Raw genomic sequence first — 18,337 nt, forward strand, 5'->3', positions numbered from 1 at the left:
TTAAAAATAAAAAACACATCTTCAAGCCCCCTTCAAAGAGGCATGAACATGTGCTGATGTTTTAATTGCCGTTAGGCAGCTTGCTCGTTTTGGCGTTTTCTTGGCTAAGGGTGTGCATGAGATCTTTCATTTCACCTTGCGTCAAATCGCGCCATTTGCCTACCTTTAAGCTCCCCAGATGAATATGCATAATCCGAACGCGCTGCAGGCGCACCACCCGATAACCGAACGCTTCGCACATACGACGAATTTGCCGATTAAGCCCCTGAGTCAGGATGATGCGAAAAACACGATCGCCCACCGGATAAATTTCGCATGGCTTCGTTACCGTGCCCAGAATGCGCACTCCGCTAGCCATTCCCTTTAGAAACATCGGCGTAATGGACTTGTTCACCGTCACGATGTACTCTTTGTCATGATTATTTTCTGCGCGTAAAATCTGGTTCACAATGTCTCCGTTATTCGTTAAAAGGATGAGACCTTCCGAATCCTTATCCAGTCTGCCGATCGGGAAAATACGTTCCGAATGCCCAACAAAGTCAACAATGTTGCCTCTGATATGAGCTTCCGTCGTACTGGTGATTCCTACTGGTTTATTGAGCGCAATATAGACATGTTCCTTCTTCTCGCCAATCGGTTTGCCATCGATTCGAACTTCATCGCCAGGACCTACAACGCTTCCAAGCCCGGCAACCTCGCCGTTGATCGTAATACGTTTCGCTTCTACCCACTTGTCCGCTTCCCGCCTGGAGCAAACTCCTGTCTCGCTAATAAATTTATTGATTCTCATGCTTGGGAAATCCCTTCTATGCCGTAATCCTACTTTTCTGATATCCCCTATTATGATGGATTCCCTAATTTCGTTCAAGTCAGGTGTCACATGGCAAATAGAAAAAGAAAATCGCCCTCCATCCTGTGAACGGGAGCGATCTAACAGTGATCTATTTTTTGGGCATAGCGCGAACGCTACGCACCAATTTGCGTTGTGCCACCGTCAATGGCCGCGTAAAAGCATAGTTGCCTTTCGGCGCAGGGTTAATGGCCGCACCGCTTTTGAAAGTGCCTGTTCCCGCAAGAACGGCTACTCGAATATTGAATGTATTCATTACGCTAGCAATCGGTGTCGAGATAGAACGAGGACCGCTACCTGCGAAGTTCAAAGCCGCTGCAAATTGTCCTCTCATCCATACAGACCCGGAGTCGCCAGGCAGAGAGATGTTCGTAGGAGCCGTGAGGATCGTCTGATTGCGGAACTGCAGCGTAGCGCCACCCAACTCGGGATAAGGTCCGATATTAATTTGAACGCCGATACTCTCCACCGTGCCGATAACAAACCCTGTGGTACGTCCTGATTTAAAGAAACGGTCACCCACACGGTAGCTGAGCAAATGACCTTGCGGATTCACGAATTGCCCTGTATTACTGACCAAATATCTCGGAGTGAGCAAGCTGTTGTTAAAAGGTATCGCCGTTGCAGCATCCATGAAGTTCGGTCCTGTTAGATTAAAAGGAACAAACCGGAATGCTGTACCGACACGATCTGTTACATTGACGCCACCGTCCAGGTTCCCCGGTTGAACAATATTCGCGCCGAATCTGTTCGCTTCAATAAGCACATGGTTGTTGCTCAACATCAACAGTTGGCCATTCTGGATTACGATCAGACCGCAAGTCCCTGTTCCCCGATTCTCTCGGCCAATGCTAACGCCGCCCGGAACGGGACGATGTTTGCCGCGGAATTGCGTGGCTCTGAAACGTTTCACCGGAGGTTTCACAGACCGTGACATCTTTTTCGGTGCCGCTACAGAATTGGGTCTGAAGGGAGCTCCGGCAATATAGCGGACGGGGATGCTAGTGCCGACAACCTTTGCGATGTTTTTACCGATGGCTGTCGTAACCGCGCCTTTGCGCGTGTACACGATAATCGCCGCACCGCTTCCAGGTTTATCCGGGTCGGCATAACCAACACCAGTACCCAGAACACCCGGCATTTGCAGCGTTGCGAAAAGCCTGTCATTTTGCCTTAAAGCCTCATAAAAGGTCGCCATGTGCATTCTCCTTTGTAAGGGGATGCATTCAACTTATGCTAGCCTGTGTGAGTTTGTCTCCTCTACAAACCTATCTTTAAATAAAAAGATGAATTACTCTTAGACGCTTGTACCAAGAGCATTTCTCTATGGAAAGCAAGAAGCGTATAATAGAATTCACAACGTTTGAAACTTGGAGGCTTGTTATGCATTTTCTTCTATTAGGAGCAACAGGAAGAGTCGGAACTCGCGTTTTGGAGCGAGCTTTGGCAGACAATCATAAAGTAACTGCACTGGTACGCAACCCGCAAAAGGTCAACCAGCGCTCAGAACAGCTTACCCTACTGCAAGGTGACGCCTGCAATCCCGATGACATTCGTCGCTCCTTGGAGAGCGTAGACGTTGTCATCAGCTGCCTCAATACCGATGGCGGTACGGTCCTGACGGAGTCTACGCCTCTTCTCATCGAAGCCATGAAGGCGCAAGGCGTAAACAGGGTCGTCACCATCGGCACAGCCGGCATCCTGCAAAGCCAAGAGCACCCCGGCCTGCTGCGCTACGAGACGCCGGATACCAGGCGTTCCTCTACGCGAGCCGCCGAGGAGCATCGCAAGGCCTGGGAGCTGCTGCAAGCCTCCGGTCTCTCTTGGACGGTCGTCTGCCCAACCTACCTGCCAGACGGCGAGGCGCTCGGCACCTACCGTGTCGCGCGCGATTTCCTGCCGGAGGATAGCAAGTCGATCTCCGTGGGCGATACGGCGGATTTTACCTACAGCGTTGCGTGTTCGCAAGAGTATGTTGGCTGCCGCGTAGGATTGGCTTACTAATGGAAAAGAGGCTTTCCCAAAGTCATCCACTGACCGAGGGAGAGCCTCTTTTTGCCTTTTAATAACGTCATCTTCTTTCTTTGGCCAAAGCAGCAATGTTCAGCCATGAGATCACGATACCGACAACGCGGAACACGTACCCCGCAACCGGGATAAAGCTCAAAAACGCCATAATGATGTTAATGACTGTCTTGGTCGTCGTTCCATTATGGGTGAGGATCGCAAAGACCAAGTTCACAAACACGAGCGGAATTACCCAAGTGTACGACCACAGGTAAACGAATGGGATCAAGCCTAGCAAATATCCCACAGCGATCGCGATTTCCGACAGCAGCTGAAGCAAATTCAGTAATCGAAGTGTATCTGTACGCATACAACCCCTCCATTTCAGTGAGGAAATGATTTTATTGCTGTTATTGTAGCATAGGCAGCGCAAAAAAACCGCCCAGGCAACATGGCCTGACGGTTTTTTCTCGATTGCGCCTGAAAAGCCGCCTACAAGCCGCTCCGCACTCCGTCCTCGTCGGCGGCTGCCGTCTCCGGATGGCCCTGCTGCAGCTGGTACATCTGGTAGTAACGCCCGAGGTGCGCCATCAGCTCCTCGTGGTTGCCGCGCTCGACGATTTCGCCATGGTCGAGCACAAGGATCTGGTCGGCGTTTTTGATCGTCGACAGCCTGTGGGCAATGATGAAGGTGGTCCGCCCCTTCGACAGCACCTCGAGTGCCGCCTGAATGACGGCCTCGGTCTCCGTATCGATGGAGGCTGTCGCCTCATCGAGAATCAGGATCGCCGGGTCGAACGCCAACGCCCGAGCGAAAGAGATCAGCTGCCGCTGTCCGGCCGACAGCGTGCTGCCCTTCTCGATCACGGGCTCGTCGATGCCGTGCGGCAGGCTTTGAAACATAGCCGCTGCGCCGACCTCACGCAGCGCCGCCTCGACCCGTTCCCGGGTGATAGACGGATCATCCAACGATACGTTGGATGCAATCGTCCCTGTGAACAGGAACGGATCTTGCAGGACGATGCCCATATGCTGCCTAAGCAGCTGTTTGGGCATCTCGCGCACATCGCGGCCGTCGACCGTGATACGGCCCTTGTTCACATCGTAGAAGCGGAACAGCAGATTCAAGATGGAGCTTTTGCCTGAGCCGGTGTGCCCGACAAGCGCAACGGTCTGCCCTTGTTTGGCCTCGAACGTGATGTCCTTCAACACGTCTTCGCCTTCTTTGTAAGCAAAACGAACATGCTCGAACTTCACGTTGCCCAGATAACGCTCCGATTTCTCAGTCGCCACAGGAATGCCCTGCTCATCCAGCAGTTCAAATACACGATCGGCCGATACAATGGCTCGTTCCAGGTTCGGCAGCTGATTCACGATCCCCACCATGGGGTGGAACATCCGGTTCAAGTAATCAACGAATGCGTATAGCACACCAACCGTAATTAACGAATGTAAGGAGCTTCCCCCGACGTACCAGATGAGACCGAAAAAGAACAAATTCCGCACAACGTTCATCAGGTTATGGGAGGTCAGCGAGTTCAGGCTGAGCAATTTATTTTGATAATGCGTGTATTCCTCGTTCAATTGCTCGAATTCTTCCGTCGTTTCCTTTTGTCTGCGGAAAGCTTGAATGATCGTCATGCCTTGAATCGCCTCATTGATCATCCCGTTAATAGAACCGATCCGTTCACGAATCTCATGATTATAGTGCGAGGCATATTTACGGTAAACGATAATCCACACATAAAGCAGAGGAAGCACCGGCAGCGTGAATAAAGCCAAACGATAGTCTAGTATGAACAAAGCTACAATAATACCAACGATATAAATCGCCCCTGTAAAAAAGTTCGCCAACACCTGAACGTACAGGTCTTTGACAGACTCCGTGTCGTTGGTGATCCGAGAAACAATTTTACCTGCAGGCTGATTGTCAAAATAATTGATTGGCAGCCGCTGAATTTGCGCAAACACATCGCTCCGCATGCGCTGAATGATCCGATTCGCCGCGGACTGCAGCAGATACCGCTGACCATAGGTAAAACCGGCGCCAATGAGAATTAACACGAAGTAGACACCTGCCAGCTTCATCAAACTGAAAAATTCAGGCTCATAAAACGTGTAAAGTTCCTGCATGCTGAGCTTTCTAGCCGGATACTCCGCTTGGTCTGCGCCCTGCGTGATCGTCAACTTCCCATCTTCCGTCAACTTACGGACGCCGTCAAAGACGAGCGGTTGATCCACCCATACAAACTGGGTGCCCACCTGCAGAATCCGAATTTCATGCCCCTTCGGCTCCCCTTCCGCAAAATGATCGCTCCGTTTATAAAAGCCTCCGTTCATCGGAACTGCATTCTCGGTTTTCGTTGCCGATGTAGTCTCGAACCACGGCTTCTCAATACCGAGAATGTGCGTGTCGATCATCTTCTTGGCGATGAAGGGACCTGCCAGCTCCGTCGCAACTGCGACTGATAAGCATAGCAGTGCGATCAGCAGAGGTTTTTTAAACAATGCTGCATATTGAAATAATCGCTTGCTTGTATGTTTCATTAGGGTTTTCACCTTCTTTTCATGAGATCATCGATTTATCCGTTCAACCAACCTGCTGCTCCTCTAACTGCTGACGGTCGTACTGCTCTTTATACCAGCCGCCGAGCGCGAGAAGTTCCTCATGCGTACCTTCTTCCACGATGTACCCTTCATCGAGCACGAGAATCCGATCAGCATGTTGAACCGCAGACAGGCGGTGCGTTGTGATGAGTGTTGTTTTGCCGGCGCGCTCGGAGCGAATCCCGCGGATAATTTCGGCCTCTGTCTTGGCATCCACGGCAGAAAGCGCGTCATCCAGCATGAGGATTTCCGGATCTACATAAAGCGCCCGCGCGATGGATACGCGCTGCTTTTGACCGCCGGATAAAGCCACGCCTCGCTCGCCAACCAAGGTTTCCAAACCTTCCGGCAGGAACTCCACGTCCTTACGGAAAGCGGCCAGTTCAAGCGCTTGAATGAGCTGTTCTTCCGTGCCTTGGCTGGCGCCGAACTTAATGTTTTCCTTCACCGTTTTGGAGAAAAGAATCGGTTCCTGTGGCACATATCCGATCCATCCATGTACAGTGTCGATCGTCAACTGCTCTATCGGCGTATCGGAAATGGCAATCGTGCCTTTGCCAGGCGGATATTCGCGCAGCAGTTGTTTGAGCAGCGTCGTTTTGCCGCTTCCGGTCCGCCCTACAATGCCTAGCGTCTGTCCGCGCTTTAGCTCAAAAGAGATATTAACGAGATTGTCGATAGAAGATGACGGATAACGGAAGGTGACTGCTTGGAAGCTAATCGAATTGGGCAGCAGCATGGTTGTTGCATTCGGTTCGTCTGTGACATCCGGTTTGTAGCCCAGGGTCTCATTCACCCGATCCAGCGAGGCATTGCCGCGCTGCATGATGTTCATGAGTTCTCCGATTGCGAACATCGGCCATATCAACATGCCGAGGAACGTATTGAAGGAAACGAGTTCCCCAAGTGTCAATTCACTATGAAACACCATGTATCCGCCGTAACATAATCCAATTAAATACGAGATGCCGACCAGGATTTTGACCGTTGGTTCGAATAGCGCATCGATAAGTGCGACGGCAATATTTTTACGAAAAACATCGTCTGTCATCGTTTTAAAACTTTGTTCACTAGCTTTTTCCTGTACAAAAGCACGTATGACACGCACGCCGGCGATCGTTTCAAGCACCCGGTCATTCATTTGACCGAAAGCATCTTGAGCGAGAATGAATCTTTCGTGAATACGTCCGCCGTAAATGGTGATCGCAGCAGCCATGAAAGGCAGTGGAAGGATTGAAGCAAGCGTCAGCTTCCAGCTAATGAAGAAGCCCATCATGCTCAGAATAGTCAGCATAAACAACGTGGAGTCTACGAAGGTTAAAATCCCGAAGCCCGCTGTCGTCGACACCGCTTGCAGGTCGTTCGTAGCTCTAGCCATGAGATCGCCCGTGCGGTTGCGTTCATAGAACGTTGGCGTCATGCGCAGCAGCTGCCTCATCAAACGGGAGCGGAGCACGCGCTCCAGGACGAAGGCGCCCCCAAACAGCTGATACAGCCAAACATACGACAAGCCATAGCCGGCTACAATCAGCGTCCCCCAGAAGGCGAGCAGCTGGAACAGCTTGCTGCCTGTTAAAGTCCCCATGTGTATACCATCAATCGCATAGCCGATCAGCTTCGGAGGTATCACATCAATAATGCCGACGATAATGAGCAGCCCAATCGCCAGCGTATATCGCTTCCAATTCATGCGGAAGAACCAGCCTAATTTTTTCAATACGATAAACATTGCTTTCATCACTCCTTTACTTTACTTATCCACGCAAAAAGGCACACCGCACGCAGCGATATGCCTTTTCTTTTCAAAAATCAGAAAAGCGCTCGTTACGAACTTCTTCGTAACCCGCGCTCTTCTTCATTAGCGTATATGAAGCGGTGCAGCCGCCGAACAAACACCATCAAGGCGTTGCAGTATCGGCTAACAGGCGGGTTACTCCGTATGAATTTGTATGGTCGTTATCTTCGTGCTCAAAATGCGCGTTTGGATCCAGAACCAACTTAATCATCTTGAAACCCTCCTTCTCTACCGCAAACCAACTTGCGTCCTTAATCATTTTCCAAAAGTTGTATAACTGCGCTTACAGAGGTGATCTTAACACCCTTTTCAAGCCCCTGTCAATCGGAGAAAAAGACTATAAAAGAACTATCTTTCCCACATAATTTCAGATCAGAATACTTGCTTTTTCCCCTTGTGCGATTGTCACACATGTTTCAAAATCTCGCGGCATATTCATTACATATGAGTTCATATCGCGCAGGGGAGTGGATGGGCATGGTCGATCAAGTGTTTGCCTTGTTAGGATGGATTGCCGCATTCGGAGTCGTAATTGGAGGCGTTGTTGCACTCATTGCCAGGTTCGTTTCGCGCGATTCGACGAAGTACGATATGATTTTTCTGTGGGATAATCGGTATACGCTGGAGGAGTTAGAGTTGGACGAGCCTGTATGAGGATTAGACAAAAACAGGGCTATCTCAACGGGTCTGAATCGGCCTGATGGATAGCCCTGTGTTTATTGTGCTACAGACGATGACGCTGGGCCCTTAGCTCCTTGAGCTCCAGGTCCTTGCCCATTTGGCTCACCTTGCCCGCCAGGTACTTGTCCACCTGGTGCTCCGCCTCCTGGCGCCATGGCCGGGGCATTCATGGGTCTATGTACCATTTGACCGCCAAGATGGCCTGTATAACTGACGAGGATCACCGCCGCGAGCGAGCCGATCAAATACATCGGATGCCGGCCGGTGTCTTTCTTTTTCCAAATAAGCAAGCCAACACGAACGACCGCAAGAACAATCGCTGCAAGCATAGTTAATTTCGCATAGAATTCATGAGGGACAACCAGGGGATTACGCCAAGGAGACGGGCCCGTCATGACAGCGGCAACCGCGCCAAGCGCACCTACCACAAGGCAAAGCATGCCGGCAGAGTGCCACTCCCGTTTTTTCATGATCATCGCAATGATATCAAAAACAAAACTGAAAATAAGAAGTGCGATAGGGACATGCGTCACTATGAAGTGCAGATTTTTCAAGATATAATCCATTAATCTCTCTCCTCACTCATCTATTTTGTTTACACTACAAAGTGTAGTGTTAAATAAATGGAAAGTCAAGCCATGCCAATCAGGGCTCTAAATGAGCCCCATCAGCAGGATAACGATGAGCAGGGATACCGCTATTCGAAGCCGTGGCCACGGTAGTAACAAGGTCATTTGCGGGTCAAGAATATGTTTGATACGAACATTCATGGATGTTTCTGCGAAAGAGGCGTGAGATAAGGATAGATTCGGTGCCGGTGATTGTAGTTTAAGGAGTTTGAGGAGAGCGCTGCCCAAATCGGCAGGTTGATTCATTTGACCAATGGCATACTTATCTGCCCTTAGTTCAATCATAATGGGGTATTTCTTAGCCAGCCATGCAAAGATCGGGATATACCACAGCGCTTTAGACATGATGGAAAGCAGGAAAATAGCGAGCGGATCGCGATGCTTCATATGGCATTTCTCATGGTCGATAACGGCATGAAGCTCTGTAGGGTCCAACATGTCGAGCAACCCCGTCGATAAGATGATTTGCGGCTTCCGAAAGCCTATCGTCATGGCGGTTGGCGCTTTGGAAGAAATAATGCGCAGTTGATGCTCAGCAAGCTGGTACATGCCGCGGTATTGCAAGGTAAGCGTAGCATCCTGGTGTTTGGCAACCAGCTTCTTGGCTTTCATCGCTTGAAAGACTTGACGTGTGATTAGCAAAAGGACCGCGCTAAGGGTATAAAGGATCACAACATTCACCAAATTAAGCGCAATGGGTGCAGGGATATGAAGATTTTTGAATAAGATGACGCACAAATCAAAGATGTTATAGCGTGCATGCCATTTGAAGAGATGCTGTCCCACAAAAAGCAGCATTTGTCCCAAGACAAGCCCCGATAAGGCTAAAGAAGCAGCGTACAGCCATTTCAATCGCTTTTCCATCATCGTTATCGATCCTTTTTCATTTCTTTGATTTTTTGCTCCAATTGGTCGAGCAGACCGGGATCTACTTTATCCAGCGCATCCACCATATGCGTCACCGCCAAGGAGCCGAACTCTTCAATCAGATCAAGCGTGAGCTCTTTGGACTGAGCTTCCATGAAGGCTTCTCTTGTAACAACCGGTTTGTACTGGTACGAGCGGGCAAGCGCCTTTTTCTGCAAAATACCTTTGTCCACCAAGCGGTTCATCACTGTCATGACGGTGTTAAAATTGTTTGCTTTGCTGTCGTTGTCGAGCTTCTGTTGAACATCTTTAATCGTCATTTCTTCGACGCTGTTCCAAAGAATCTCCATGATCTTGGCCTCTAAGGGACCAAAAAAACGGTTAAGCCCGCTTCCTTCATATTTAAAATTTTGCATTTTCATGATAGACACACTCCTTACACTACAAATTGTAGTAGGAGTCGTGCAGCGAAGTCAAGATATGCTGTTAAAAGAGTGGGATTTCACTTTACATTTCGTTAAAAGAGATCTATAATACTTACATATAGTAAGTAATTAATTATTTTAAAGCAAAGGAGCGATTCTTATGCATATACAAATATTTTCGGCTGATCAACAAGGTGTTGGGGCGTTTGACGGCGGCAAATTTATCGAGCAGCGTGCCATTAGCTTTCCGCGTGAGAAAACGGCGGTAGATCGTGTTGGCCCTTTATTCTACTGGGCTTGGGGGCACGCAACCGATGTTGCTGAAATCGGCATGCATCCGCATAAAGCGTTCGAAATCGTCACTTATGTGATTGAAGGTCTCGTGGAGCACCGCGATTCTCTTGGTTCTTTAGAGACTGTTTCTGACGGCGGCGCTCAAGTCATTCAAGCCGGATCCGGCGTCTCACATGCGGAAGCCTTCCGCACCGCTGGCACCGAAGGCATGCAAATCTGGTTCGAGCCTCACCTTAGTCAATCGGTGAAAAAGCCCGCCACCTACAATCAATACGAACATGAGCAATTCCCGGTCGTCCAACAAGATGGCGTGACGGTGAAAAGCGTTATTGGCGGAGAGGCTCCGATTCAGTTGGATACAGACGCTAACATGTTTGACTGGAACCTTGAGCCGGGTGCATCGTTCACGTACTCCCTCCATTCGAATCGGCAGCTTGCTTTCCTCGCTATTCGAGGACAAGGCAGCAGCGAGGCCGCCGCGGACGGCAACGGTCCTCAGGCTTTGTCTCATAAAGATTTCGTCGTTGTCCAAAATGACAAACAAGCGGATGAAGTCCTGCTGTTGAAGGCGGATGACGAGCAGGGTCTGCGTATCATCGCGATTGAGGTTCCGGTAGATCCGGGCTATGCGTTGTACCATAAATAATACGATGATGTTGCAGTCGGTAGGGCTATCTGAGTAGATCAGGAATGATCTGGCGGATGGCCTTTTCAGCTTGGGTGGTGGGGAGTGGCTTAAGTGCTGAGATATCAGGAGTCAGAATGGCTTGGGTGGAGTCGAACTACGATCCCTTATTCTGTGATCATACGCCCCATCAGCTAGCGGATGGGAACTACGGACCTCTATTTTGCCACTTCGCCGCCAAATGTGAGCTTTTCGGGGCAAATAAGGCCCTGTAGTTCCGTCTAACCCTGAGAACTGCCTATTTACCCAAAATAGCGCCCTGCAGTTCCTCCTACGCACAAACTACCGCAGAAAACCAAAGGAGCTACCCCAAGTAGTTGAACTACTTACAGGATAGCTCCCTTGAATGCTATTCCAACGATTGAAGCCTAGCTTCGTCCTCGCTGAGCGATTCAGCAGCTTGCTGCACGGCCGGCGCGTCAGATTGATCGGTTGCCTGATCCAGCGCGTTCTCGGCTTTACCGATAGCGTTCCGGGCCTCTTGCAACGTCTGAGGTGTTGGATGGGACATCGCATGATTCACCGCTTGATGGACATTATCGGCTGAATTTTGCGCGGAAGAAATCGGATTCTGTGACTGTAGACTTGAATCGGTCTTGGTCATCGTTTCAATGAGCCTCCTCAAATTAAAAATCATTACATGGGCTATATTGAGACAATTGGTCACATTTTATACCCTGTATTTCATTTCAACCTGATCTGAAGCGTTCCATCGGAGGAAAGCCGCAAAAATCCAATAGGCCAGACTCGCCCCAAATATGTTCAAAATCAAATCATCCACATCCAAACTCCCCACTCTGAGCAGCATTTGCAACACTTCCAAGCCTACCAACGGGCAACCAAAAAGCAGTAGAAACACCCAGTACCGTCTCGCCACCCTAAACAAATAAGGCAGGATAAACCCATATGGCATGAAGACGCCTACATTACCAAATAAATTGATCACCCATGTCCGCATCGAAAATAAATGAGCATGAAGCATATACATCCCAATGGTCCTGAAAGGAACTATGTTGTAGTTATACTCAAAATTCCCCCCGCTTCGCAGGCTCTCCCGCCCGAATCCCCAAAACATCCAATACAGCAAACAGCCCGTATAACCGATAAAAAGCAGCCACACGAGCCCCCGGATAAGCCTCTTCCTCATGATGATCGCCCTCGCCCTCCCTGCTCTCTTTGCATTCCCCGCCCTGCTCTCCCAATAAAGAACCCTCCCTTCAGTCACGACTGATGAGAGGGTCATTAATTCCCTGCTGATTCCGCAGGCTATTTGTTCACGGCATCCAAAAATTTGAGAGAGCCAAAAGCTTTTTTCAAACGAGCTTCATTAGCCTCTGTTCGAACCGCTTCGTCCATGCGCAGCGTAACGGTATAGGTCATTTGATTTTGGCTGAAAATGTACGTCGTTTCTTTGTAAGGCACCTTGGCGCTCACATAATTAACTTCGTATTTCTTCGCCTTCACGCCGCCAAGCACTGTCGTTTCCTCGTCGGTATAGGCATATTCGCTATCGCTATCGTGACTCTTCTTCTGCGCAGCGTCCTCTTCTTTTACCGCATCCTCATAAGGTGTGATGGTATCTGCGTTGATCGTCAAGTAGCCTCCGGTGAAAAGGAAGGACTTGCTCACTTGGTCTTTGTTGTCGTAGGACTTGCTGCTTGTCCACATTTCAGGAATTTGCAGGGTGTATTTATATTTCTCATTCTTGTAGGTAATGGTACGATTCGGATCCATCAGTTCGTCCAGATCTTGAATGAAACCAAGCTCTTGGTCCATATGGTCTTTATCCACTTCGATCGTGGTGGTTAAGGTGTGCAAGAGATCATTGATCTCAGCCCCCTCCTCCTCCTGCGGATAGCTGACTTCAACCTCATACTTATATTTATCCTTAATGAAAAAGAGGGAGTACCCCGCGGTCCATTTGTTGCCCAGTGTTTCGGCATGAGCTGTCTTTAAAGCTGGAACGCCGGCCAAAGTAAGCTCCTCAGGGGCGCTGATCTTACGATATTTCTGCACATACTGCGCTTCAAGCTGCTTGCGCTCACGATCCGCCCACGCGGCTAACGTTTCGCCGGATGAAGCCGACGTCACCTCAACCTGCAGCGATTGGGAATAATCAGAATTAAAGAAGGAGGAGTTTCCGGTATAACTGCTTTTCTGCCAGCTAGAAGGCAGGGCAAATGATAAGCCATACTCATTCGTGTAGGTCGTATTGCCATTAGAATAGACCGAAATATCTTTGAGCGATTCATCTTGCGCATTAAAGGAAAGCTTAAATGAATCAAGTAAATCATTATAGCTATTTTGTTTAAAATCGTTATTATAGTGATCTTTCATTACAAATAATTGCACTTTATACAGGCGCCCTTGGTGAAGATAACCACGCGTTTGAATGTAGCCGTCATCTCCGGAGCGGCCAACAATTTTGGCAAACGGACCGCCTTCGCGCTTGACATACTGGCGCTCCAGAATCGTGGATGCCGCCATATCACTGTAGTCATCCTCTTCGTTACCGGTCAATTTGTTCAAAAGCGCCGACGGAGACAGCTCATCGCTCTCGTTATCCACTTGGATGGACAAGGAGAACTCCCCTTTGGCATCCACGAAGCTAACCGAGTCACCCTCCTCGGATTGGTGCCCTTTTACCAAACCTGCCGGGTATTTCATCGACCAGCCAAAATGGCTGTCGCCGATCTTGGTTTTACCGCGGTCCGCGTCCAAATCAGACCCCTCCGCGTCTTCTTTCCACTTCGTTTCGGGATGCAGCACTTCGCCAAGCGTAACAGACTTCGTCACGGACGCACCCTCTGACTGAATGGTGATATCCACTTTTTCATCCGGCAAATACTTCTTAATCGCCTCATTGTAGTCGACCAGCGTCTTCACCTTGTTCGCCCCGATGGAAACGACCAGATCGTCCTGCTCAATTCCAGCTGCGGCAGCCGGTGAGTCAGGGTCGACGTAAGCAACACGAAGTCCTGTTGAGCTAGGTAAACCAACGACAGCCTCCCAGCTTTCTTCGAGCTCCAGCCCTAAATAAGGGCGTTCCACTTTCCCATACAGTTGAAAATGCTTCAACACATACTTGACGGTGTCTACCGGAATGGCAAAGCCGAGATTTTCAACCCCGAAATCGGCATATTTCATCGTATTAATACCGATAACCTCACCGTTCATGTTAATCAATGCGCCCCCGCTGTTGCCAGGATTGATCGCCGCATCTGTTTGAATAAGCTGATATTGCGAACTAACCGAGCGGTCAAGTCCGCTGACAATCCCTACGGTAACGGAATTTCGCAAAGCGAAAGAAATCGGCGTCCCAATCGCCGCGACGGTTTCCCCTACTTTAATGTCCGAGGAAGAAGCGAAAGTCGCGGGCGTTAGGCCGGTGGCGTCGATTTTGACTAACGCCAAGTCGCTCTCCTCATCGATATTCGTGGCATGCCCGTTATAAGTAGTGCCGTCCGATGTAACAACGACGATATTTTTCATATCTTTGACTACATGTGCATTCGTCACGATGACGCCATTGGACTCGACGATCACACCTGTGCCATGCGCAAGATTAAAACGATTTTTCTCTAGCGTTTTATCTGAATCGTAGGATGGCTTGCCGATAATCGCAACAACCGACGGCGAGGCTTTCTCAATCACTTTAGGAACCTCGGCATTTATTTCGGCTGCATAAGAAGGTGACGGCCCCTGCAGGGATACAAGCAAGAAGGCGGCCAATAGCGCTGTTGCCCCTTTTTTAGCAACGGTATTCCAATTCCCCATGACGGTCTTCCTCTCTTAACAAAATATGACAGTGACTAGAATCTAGCATATTTGTGATAGAGAGACAATACAAATTTTCCCACATAAAAAGGGGTTTATCGACATTCCGTTATACGCTGCGGGTGGGTGTAGACCGTTAAATGGTCCCTTCGGATGAAGCCGACGACCGTAATCCCTAGGTCCTGCGCCAATCTAAGCGCCAAGTCCGTTGGAGCAGATTTCGACAGCAAAATACCGACTCCGATTTTGGCAACCTTGAGCACCACCTCGGAAGAGACCCTCCCGCTGAAGGCAATCACTTTATCCCGAACGGATATTCGCTGCCTCAGGGCATGACCGTATATTTTATCCAAAGCATTATGCCGTCCGATATCCGACCTGCTCAAAAGCAGCTCATTCGCCGTGCACAATGCTGCATTATGCAGCCCCCCCGTAGCCCGAAAGTCCGCCGACTGCTCCTGCATGAGGTTCATAAGATGAAAACACTGCTGAATCGTAATCTGGAGCTTCGTAGAAACGGTTTTGGCCGTTCGAGCGTCATTGTGAAAATAAAACTGACGGCTTTTGCCGCAGCAGGAGCCGATGAATCGTTTGGACACCATTTGTTTACTTAGCTGGTGCAAGTGCCGCAACTTCACGTGGGCGAAGCCGCGCTCCTCCTCCAAGGTGAGGGACTCGATCTGATCGACGAATCGAATCAAGCCTTCAGAAGCAAGAAAGCCGGTAACCAGATCAACCGAATCCGTTGGTGTGTACACCAGCGTAGCGAATTCCTCGCCATCTACCTTGATCGTCAACGGCGTCTCCGTCGCGATCGTGTCCTCTTGAGGAACAATTTCCGTGCCATTATAGCGGTAAATGTTCCATGTTGTCGTCGAAGAAAGTCCTGGCCCAACCTGATCTTGTTCGTTTTCCATCGTCCTCACCCCGCCTCGATCTCCAGCTCTTCAATCCGCTTCTCGACGTATCGCGTGTCTTTGTGGGCATGGTACGTTTCTGCCTTCTCCACAATAACCGCTGTATTATATTCCGGGATGCCGGCATGCGGCTCGTAAACGCCCTTCGGGATCAAGCTGTTCCCTTCTGGCCAGTGGACTTCGATATTACCGGTTTTGATCTCGGCAAACTTCACCCTGCCGTGCATGCTGCCGAACCGGTTGTAGACCACAATCGCCTCCCCTTCGCTTAGAGCAAGAGGCGCCGCGTCCCCGGGATGGATCAGCACATCGTAACGATCCGCTTCGTTGAACGGATCGATGTCGCTGTAGATCATCGAGTTGAACTGTTTGCCGCGCCGCGTCGTTACGGCAAAGTGACCCTCCGGCTTCCGCAGCTGCGGAAGCTCAATCGGCAGCAGCGCGCCGCGACCATCCGGCGTCGGACAGACGCCGTCCTCGCACAGCCAAGCGCCGCCGTATTGAAACACATCACCGCGCTCACGCAGGTGCTGAATGCCGTTGTAGCTTGGTGCGGCCAGCGCAATCTCCTCGCGGATGGCCGCGGCGCTGCCGCAGCCGAGATGGCGGGCGGCGTCTTCGGGCTTCACGCGGCGGGCCAAATCGGCGTAGATTGCCCACTCCGCGCGGGCTTCGCCGATCCGCGGGCCGGCGATCTCGGGCGAAAAGTACACCATCCGCTCCGTCGAGGTGGACGTGCCTCCCCCGGGCTGCTCGTAGCGCGTCATCGCTGGCAGCACCACCACGGCCTCCCGCGCATCCAGCAGCGTGGAGGTGTTTAGGATGATGTCCTGGTGAACACGGACATCGACAGCGGTTAGCGCTTCACGGACGAATGCCGGATCAGGCATCGTCTCCAGGAAGTTGCCTCCGGATGTGTAAAACAGCCGGAGCTTCCGCTCCTGCTCCTCAGGCAGGAGCGCGTTCTCTAGGGTGACACCAACGATGTCACCCTGCCAGCTCGGCAGCGCGAAGCCCCAGAGCTGCTCGATGCGGCTGCGGTCGGCGGCATTACTGATGTCGCCACCGGGTAAAGAGAAGGGATCCGCGCCCATTTCGCCGGAGCCCTGCACGCCGCTATGGCCGCGGATGGGCATCAGCCCGCAGTGTTCGCGGCCAAGGAAGCCGCGCAGGAGGGCGAGATTCGCCACCTGCGAGATGTTGTCCGTGCCGAAGCGGTGCTGTGTGAGCCCCATGCTCCACACGAAAACCGCGGACGCGGCACGCGCCAGCAGCTGAGCGAACTCGCGCATGCGTTCGCGGGAGAGCCCGGACGACTGCTCAAGCGTCGTCCAGTCCTGCTGCGCCACGTGGTCGCGCAGCTGCTCGTAGCCGTTCGTGTGCGCCTGTACGAACGCGTGGTCGATGGCGGAGCCGGGTGCAGCCTCCTCCATCTCGAACCAGACCTTCATGACGCCGTTCATGAAGGCAATATCTCCGCCGATGTTCACTTGGTACACATCGTCGGCAAGCTTGGTCCCGAATAATGCCGATTCGGGAATCGAAGGGATCCAGTACTGCTCCATAGAGGGCTCATAGTACGGGTTAATAACAATAATCTTCGTCCCTTTGCGCTTGGCCGCATACATATACTTTGTCGAGACCGGCTGATTGTTCGCGGCCACACTGCCCCAGAACACAAGGACGTCCGTTCCGATCCAGTCCTTGTAATTACATGTCGAAGCGCCGACACCGACGGAGCGCTTCAAAGCCGTTTTCGACGGCGAGTGACAGATGCGCGAGGCGTTGTCGATATTGTTCGTACCCAGCAGCCTCGCCACCTTGGCCGCCGCATAATACGACTCGTTCGTGATCCCTCTGGCCGTCAGATAAAAAGCCATCCCCTTCGGGTCAATCGCCCTCGCCTTCGCCGCAATCGTGTCCATCGCCTCATCCCATGTGGCGCGGCTGAATTTCCGCTCCCCCTGCCGCCGTATGAGCGGATAGGGAATACGCCCGAGCTGCCTTAGCTCCGTACTGCTCATGCGGCTCAGCTCGTCGATGTCCGCATGGAGCAGCTCCTCGCGGATCGCCGGCATCGTATTCAGCCGGAGCACGTTCAGCCGTGTCGTGCAGAGATGCGGCCCTGCCAGCGTCTGGTCGTACAGCCCCGACACGCCTAAAGCACAGCCGTCGCATACGCCTTGCGTCAGTATCCGATAGGCATAAGGAAGATTATCCCGGTTCTGCCAAGCAATTTTGGCTGTTTCCCGAATATGCTGCGGCTTTACTTTGCCTAGCCCGAACGGCACTTTGCTGACCCACAGCTTCGGATCGGGTTTGGACGGCAGCGTGATCGGTCCTGTGTGCTTTGTTTTTCCCATTATAAGCAGCTCCTTTATAGCTGGATTGAATTGGTATGATGCAAAAAACCACCGCAAAACACGCCCTGCAAACTTCCTTTTTCGAAAGTTACAAGCGATGTTCTACAGTGGTTAGTCTCCGGCAGGTTCGCTACCAAGTGCCAAGCACTTTTAATATGTATATGCCGCACTCGTGTAATCTAGCTGGCATTCTTTTCTTTAAGTAGTTTTCGGGATCAAGCCCTTTAGTGGGGACTGTTGCTGCTACTGTTGCTCTAGCTCCTGCTGAGTCTAACGGACTGAGCTGCCTCTATTCGCGCCATTTTAGGTGAAAATAGAATCTAACGGACGCCAGCGACGCTATTTACCATGAAATGACCTAAATCGGCCATTATTCAAGTAAATAACGGCTCCTCAGTCCGATAGCCCCTTCTATTTCGTCCAAAAGTCGAAAATAAGTT

The 18,337-nt window shown here is 50.9% G+C and carries 17 protein-coding genes; 3 read left to right on the forward strand and 14 right to left on the reverse strand.

What is annotated here, in order from left to right; all coding sequences use genetic code 11:
- Positions 1-61 precede the first annotated feature (61 nt).
- Both rluF and GON05_RS06115 read right to left on the reverse strand, forming a co-directional pair.
- Positions 62-790 carry a 23S rRNA pseudouridine(2604) synthase RluF gene (gene rluF / locus GON05_RS06110; protein WP_157318308.1) on the reverse strand — a complete coding sequence of 243 codons (729 nt, stop codon included), beginning with the start codon at positions 788-790 and terminating at the stop codon, positions 62-64.
- A gap of 151 nt (positions 791-941) precedes the next feature.
- Positions 942-2,048, reverse strand: a complete 1,107-nt coding sequence (locus tag GON05_RS06115; RefSeq protein WP_157318309.1) for a chymotrypsin family serine protease — start codon at positions 2,046-2,048, stop codon at positions 942-944.
- Positions 2,049-2,233: 185 nt separating this feature from the next.
- Here GON05_RS06115 and GON05_RS06120 point away from each other — a divergent pair, with 185 nt between their 5' ends.
- Positions 2,234-2,854: an NAD(P)-dependent oxidoreductase gene (locus GON05_RS06120; protein WP_157318468.1), complete on the forward strand. Its 621-nt coding sequence runs from the start codon at positions 2,234-2,236 to the stop codon at positions 2,852-2,854.
- Between the two features lie 67 nt (positions 2,855-2,921).
- On the opposite strand, the gene GON05_RS06125 is transcribed toward GON05_RS06120, so the two are convergent.
- From GON05_RS06125 to GON05_RS06135, 3 genes are all read right to left on the reverse strand, one after another.
- Entirely contained in the window at positions 2,922-3,227 is a 306-nt protein-coding gene (locus GON05_RS06125; protein WP_157318310.1) for a hypothetical protein, read from the reverse strand.
- Between the two features lie 122 nt (positions 3,228-3,349).
- A complete protein-coding gene (locus GON05_RS06130) occupies positions 3,350-5,404 on the reverse strand; it encodes an ABC transporter ATP-binding protein (protein WP_157318311.1) in 2,055 nt (684 codons plus the stop codon).
- Between the two features lie 43 nt (positions 5,405-5,447).
- The gene (locus GON05_RS06135; RefSeq protein WP_157318312.1) at positions 5,448-7,193 is read right to left on the reverse strand and encodes an ABC transporter ATP-binding protein; all 1,746 of its coding nucleotides are present in this window, start codon (positions 7,191-7,193) and stop codon (positions 5,448-5,450) included.
- A 510-nt stretch (positions 7,194-7,703) separates the two neighbouring features.
- On the opposite strand from GON05_RS06135, the gene GON05_RS06140 reads away from it, so the two are divergent.
- Complete coding sequence (locus tag GON05_RS06140; RefSeq protein ID WP_185157192.1) at positions 7,704-7,913, forward strand: hypothetical protein; 210 nt, start codon at positions 7,704-7,706, stop codon at positions 7,911-7,913.
- A 62-nt stretch (positions 7,914-7,975) separates the two neighbouring features.
- On the opposite strand, the gene GON05_RS06145 is transcribed toward GON05_RS06140, so the two are convergent.
- From GON05_RS06145 to GON05_RS06155, 3 genes are all read right to left on the reverse strand, one after another.
- Positions 7,976-8,506 (reverse strand): DUF2231 domain-containing protein, encoded by a 531-nt coding sequence (locus GON05_RS06145; RefSeq protein ID WP_157318314.1) that lies wholly within the window; start codon positions 8,504-8,506, stop codon positions 7,976-7,978.
- Between the two features lie 87 nt (positions 8,507-8,593).
- Entirely contained in the window at positions 8,594-9,436 is an 843-nt protein-coding gene (locus GON05_RS06150; RefSeq protein ID WP_157318315.1) for a M56 family metallopeptidase, read from the reverse strand.
- Positions 9,437-9,438: 2 nt separating this feature from the next.
- Entirely contained in the window at positions 9,439-9,858 is a 420-nt protein-coding gene (locus GON05_RS06155; protein ID WP_157318316.1) for a BlaI/MecI/CopY family transcriptional regulator, read from the reverse strand.
- A gap of 163 nt (positions 9,859-10,021) precedes the next feature.
- On the opposite strand from GON05_RS06155, the gene GON05_RS06160 reads away from it, so the two are divergent.
- On the forward strand, positions 10,022-10,801 hold the full coding sequence (locus GON05_RS06160) for a pirin family protein (protein WP_157318317.1): 780 nt from the start codon (positions 10,022-10,024) through the stop codon (positions 10,799-10,801).
- A 388-nt stretch (positions 10,802-11,189) separates the two neighbouring features.
- Here the strand turns inward: GON05_RS06160 and GON05_RS06165 are convergent, their stop codons facing one another.
- The 6 genes from GON05_RS06165 to GON05_RS06185 form a co-directional block, all read right to left on the reverse strand.
- The gene (locus tag GON05_RS06165; protein WP_157318318.1) at positions 11,190-11,444 is read right to left on the reverse strand and encodes a hypothetical protein; all 255 of its coding nucleotides are present in this window, start codon (positions 11,442-11,444) and stop codon (positions 11,190-11,192) included.
- A gap of 66 nt (positions 11,445-11,510) precedes the next feature.
- Positions 11,511-11,915, reverse strand: coding sequence for a VanZ family protein (locus GON05_RS06170; protein ID WP_246238881.1), 405 nt, complete (start codon positions 11,913-11,915; stop codon positions 11,511-11,513).
- Positions 11,866-12,042 (reverse strand): hypothetical protein, encoded by a 177-nt coding sequence (locus GON05_RS39210; RefSeq protein ID WP_246238896.1) that lies wholly within the window; start codon positions 12,040-12,042, stop codon positions 11,866-11,868. Before GON05_RS39210 ends, GON05_RS06170 begins: the two co-directional genes overlap by 50 nt.
- Before the next feature lie 64 nt (positions 12,043-12,106).
- Positions 12,107-14,617, reverse strand: a complete 2,511-nt coding sequence (locus tag GON05_RS06175; RefSeq protein ID WP_157318320.1) for a S1C family serine protease — start codon at positions 14,615-14,617, stop codon at positions 12,107-12,109.
- Between the two features lie 95 nt (positions 14,618-14,712).
- Positions 14,713-15,534 (reverse strand): formate dehydrogenase accessory sulfurtransferase FdhD, encoded by an 822-nt coding sequence (gene fdhD / locus GON05_RS06180; protein ID WP_157318321.1) that lies wholly within the window; start codon positions 15,532-15,534, stop codon positions 14,713-14,715.
- A 5-nt stretch (positions 15,535-15,539) separates the two neighbouring features.
- The gene (locus tag GON05_RS06185) at positions 15,540-17,897 is read right to left on the reverse strand and encodes an FdhF/YdeP family oxidoreductase (RefSeq protein ID WP_157318322.1); all 2,358 of its coding nucleotides are present in this window, start codon (positions 17,895-17,897) and stop codon (positions 15,540-15,542) included.
- Positions 17,898-18,337 lie beyond the last annotated feature (440 nt).

This window comes from Paenibacillus anseongensis, from assembly GCF_009757995.1.
GTDB classification, from domain to species: Bacteria; Bacillota; Bacilli; order Paenibacillales; family NBRC-103111; genus Paenibacillus_E; species Paenibacillus_E chondroitinus.

What these genes read in the sequence shown, in the direction of transcription:
- rluF (WP_157318308.1), bottom strand. Translation starts at nt 790, where the DNA reads ATGAGAATCAATAAATTTATTAGCGAGACAGGAGTTTGCTCCAGGCGG.
- GON05_RS06145 (WP_157318314.1), bottom strand. Translation starts at nt 8,506, where the DNA reads ATGGATTATATCTTGAAAAATCTGCACTTCATAGTGACGCATGTCCCT.
- GON05_RS06165 (WP_157318318.1), bottom strand. Translation starts at nt 11,444, where the DNA reads ATGACCAAGACCGATTCAAGTCTACAGTCACAGAATCCGATTTCTTCC.
- GON05_RS06125 (WP_157318310.1), bottom strand. Translation starts at nt 3,227, where the DNA reads ATGCGTACAGATACACTTCGATTACTGAATTTGCTTCAGCTGCTGTCG.
- GON05_RS06160 (WP_157318317.1), top strand. Translation starts at nt 10,022, where the DNA reads ATGCATATACAAATATTTTCGGCTGATCAACAAGGTGTTGGGGCGTTT.
- GON05_RS06120 (WP_157318468.1), top strand. Translation starts at nt 2,234, where the DNA reads ATGCATTTTCTTCTATTAGGAGCAACAGGAAGAGTCGGAACTCGCGTT.
- GON05_RS06170 (WP_246238881.1), bottom strand. Translation starts at nt 11,915, where the DNA reads ATGTTTTGGGGATTCGGGCGGGAGAGCCTGCGAAGCGGGGGGAATTTT.
- GON05_RS06135 (WP_157318312.1), bottom strand. Translation starts at nt 7,193, where the DNA reads ATGTTTATCGTATTGAAAAAATTAGGCTGGTTCTTCCGCATGAATTGG.
- GON05_RS06130 (WP_157318311.1), bottom strand. Translation starts at nt 5,404, where the DNA reads ATGAAACATACAAGCAAGCGATTATTTCAATATGCAGCATTGTTTAAA.
- GON05_RS06115 (WP_157318309.1), bottom strand. Translation starts at nt 2,048, where the DNA reads ATGGCGACCTTTTATGAGGCTTTAAGGCAAAATGACAGGCTTTTCGCA.
- GON05_RS06155 (WP_157318316.1), bottom strand. Translation starts at nt 9,858, where the DNA reads ATGAAAATGCAAAATTTTAAATATGAAGGAAGCGGGCTTAACCGTTTT.
- GON05_RS06150 (WP_157318315.1), bottom strand. Translation starts at nt 9,436, where the DNA reads ATGATGGAAAAGCGATTGAAATGGCTGTACGCTGCTTCTTTAGCCTTA.
- GON05_RS06140 (WP_185157192.1), top strand. Translation starts at nt 7,704, where the DNA reads ATGAGTTCATATCGCGCAGGGGAGTGGATGGGCATGGTCGATCAAGTG.
- GON05_RS06185 (WP_157318322.1), bottom strand. Translation starts at nt 17,897, where the DNA reads ATGGGAAAAACAAAGCACACAGGACCGATCACGCTGCCGTCCAAACCC.
- fdhD (WP_157318321.1), bottom strand. Translation starts at nt 15,534, where the DNA reads ATGGAAAACGAACAAGATCAGGTTGGGCCAGGACTTTCTTCGACGACA.
- GON05_RS06175 (WP_157318320.1), bottom strand. Translation starts at nt 14,617, where the DNA reads ATGGGGAATTGGAATACCGTTGCTAAAAAAGGGGCAACAGCGCTATTG.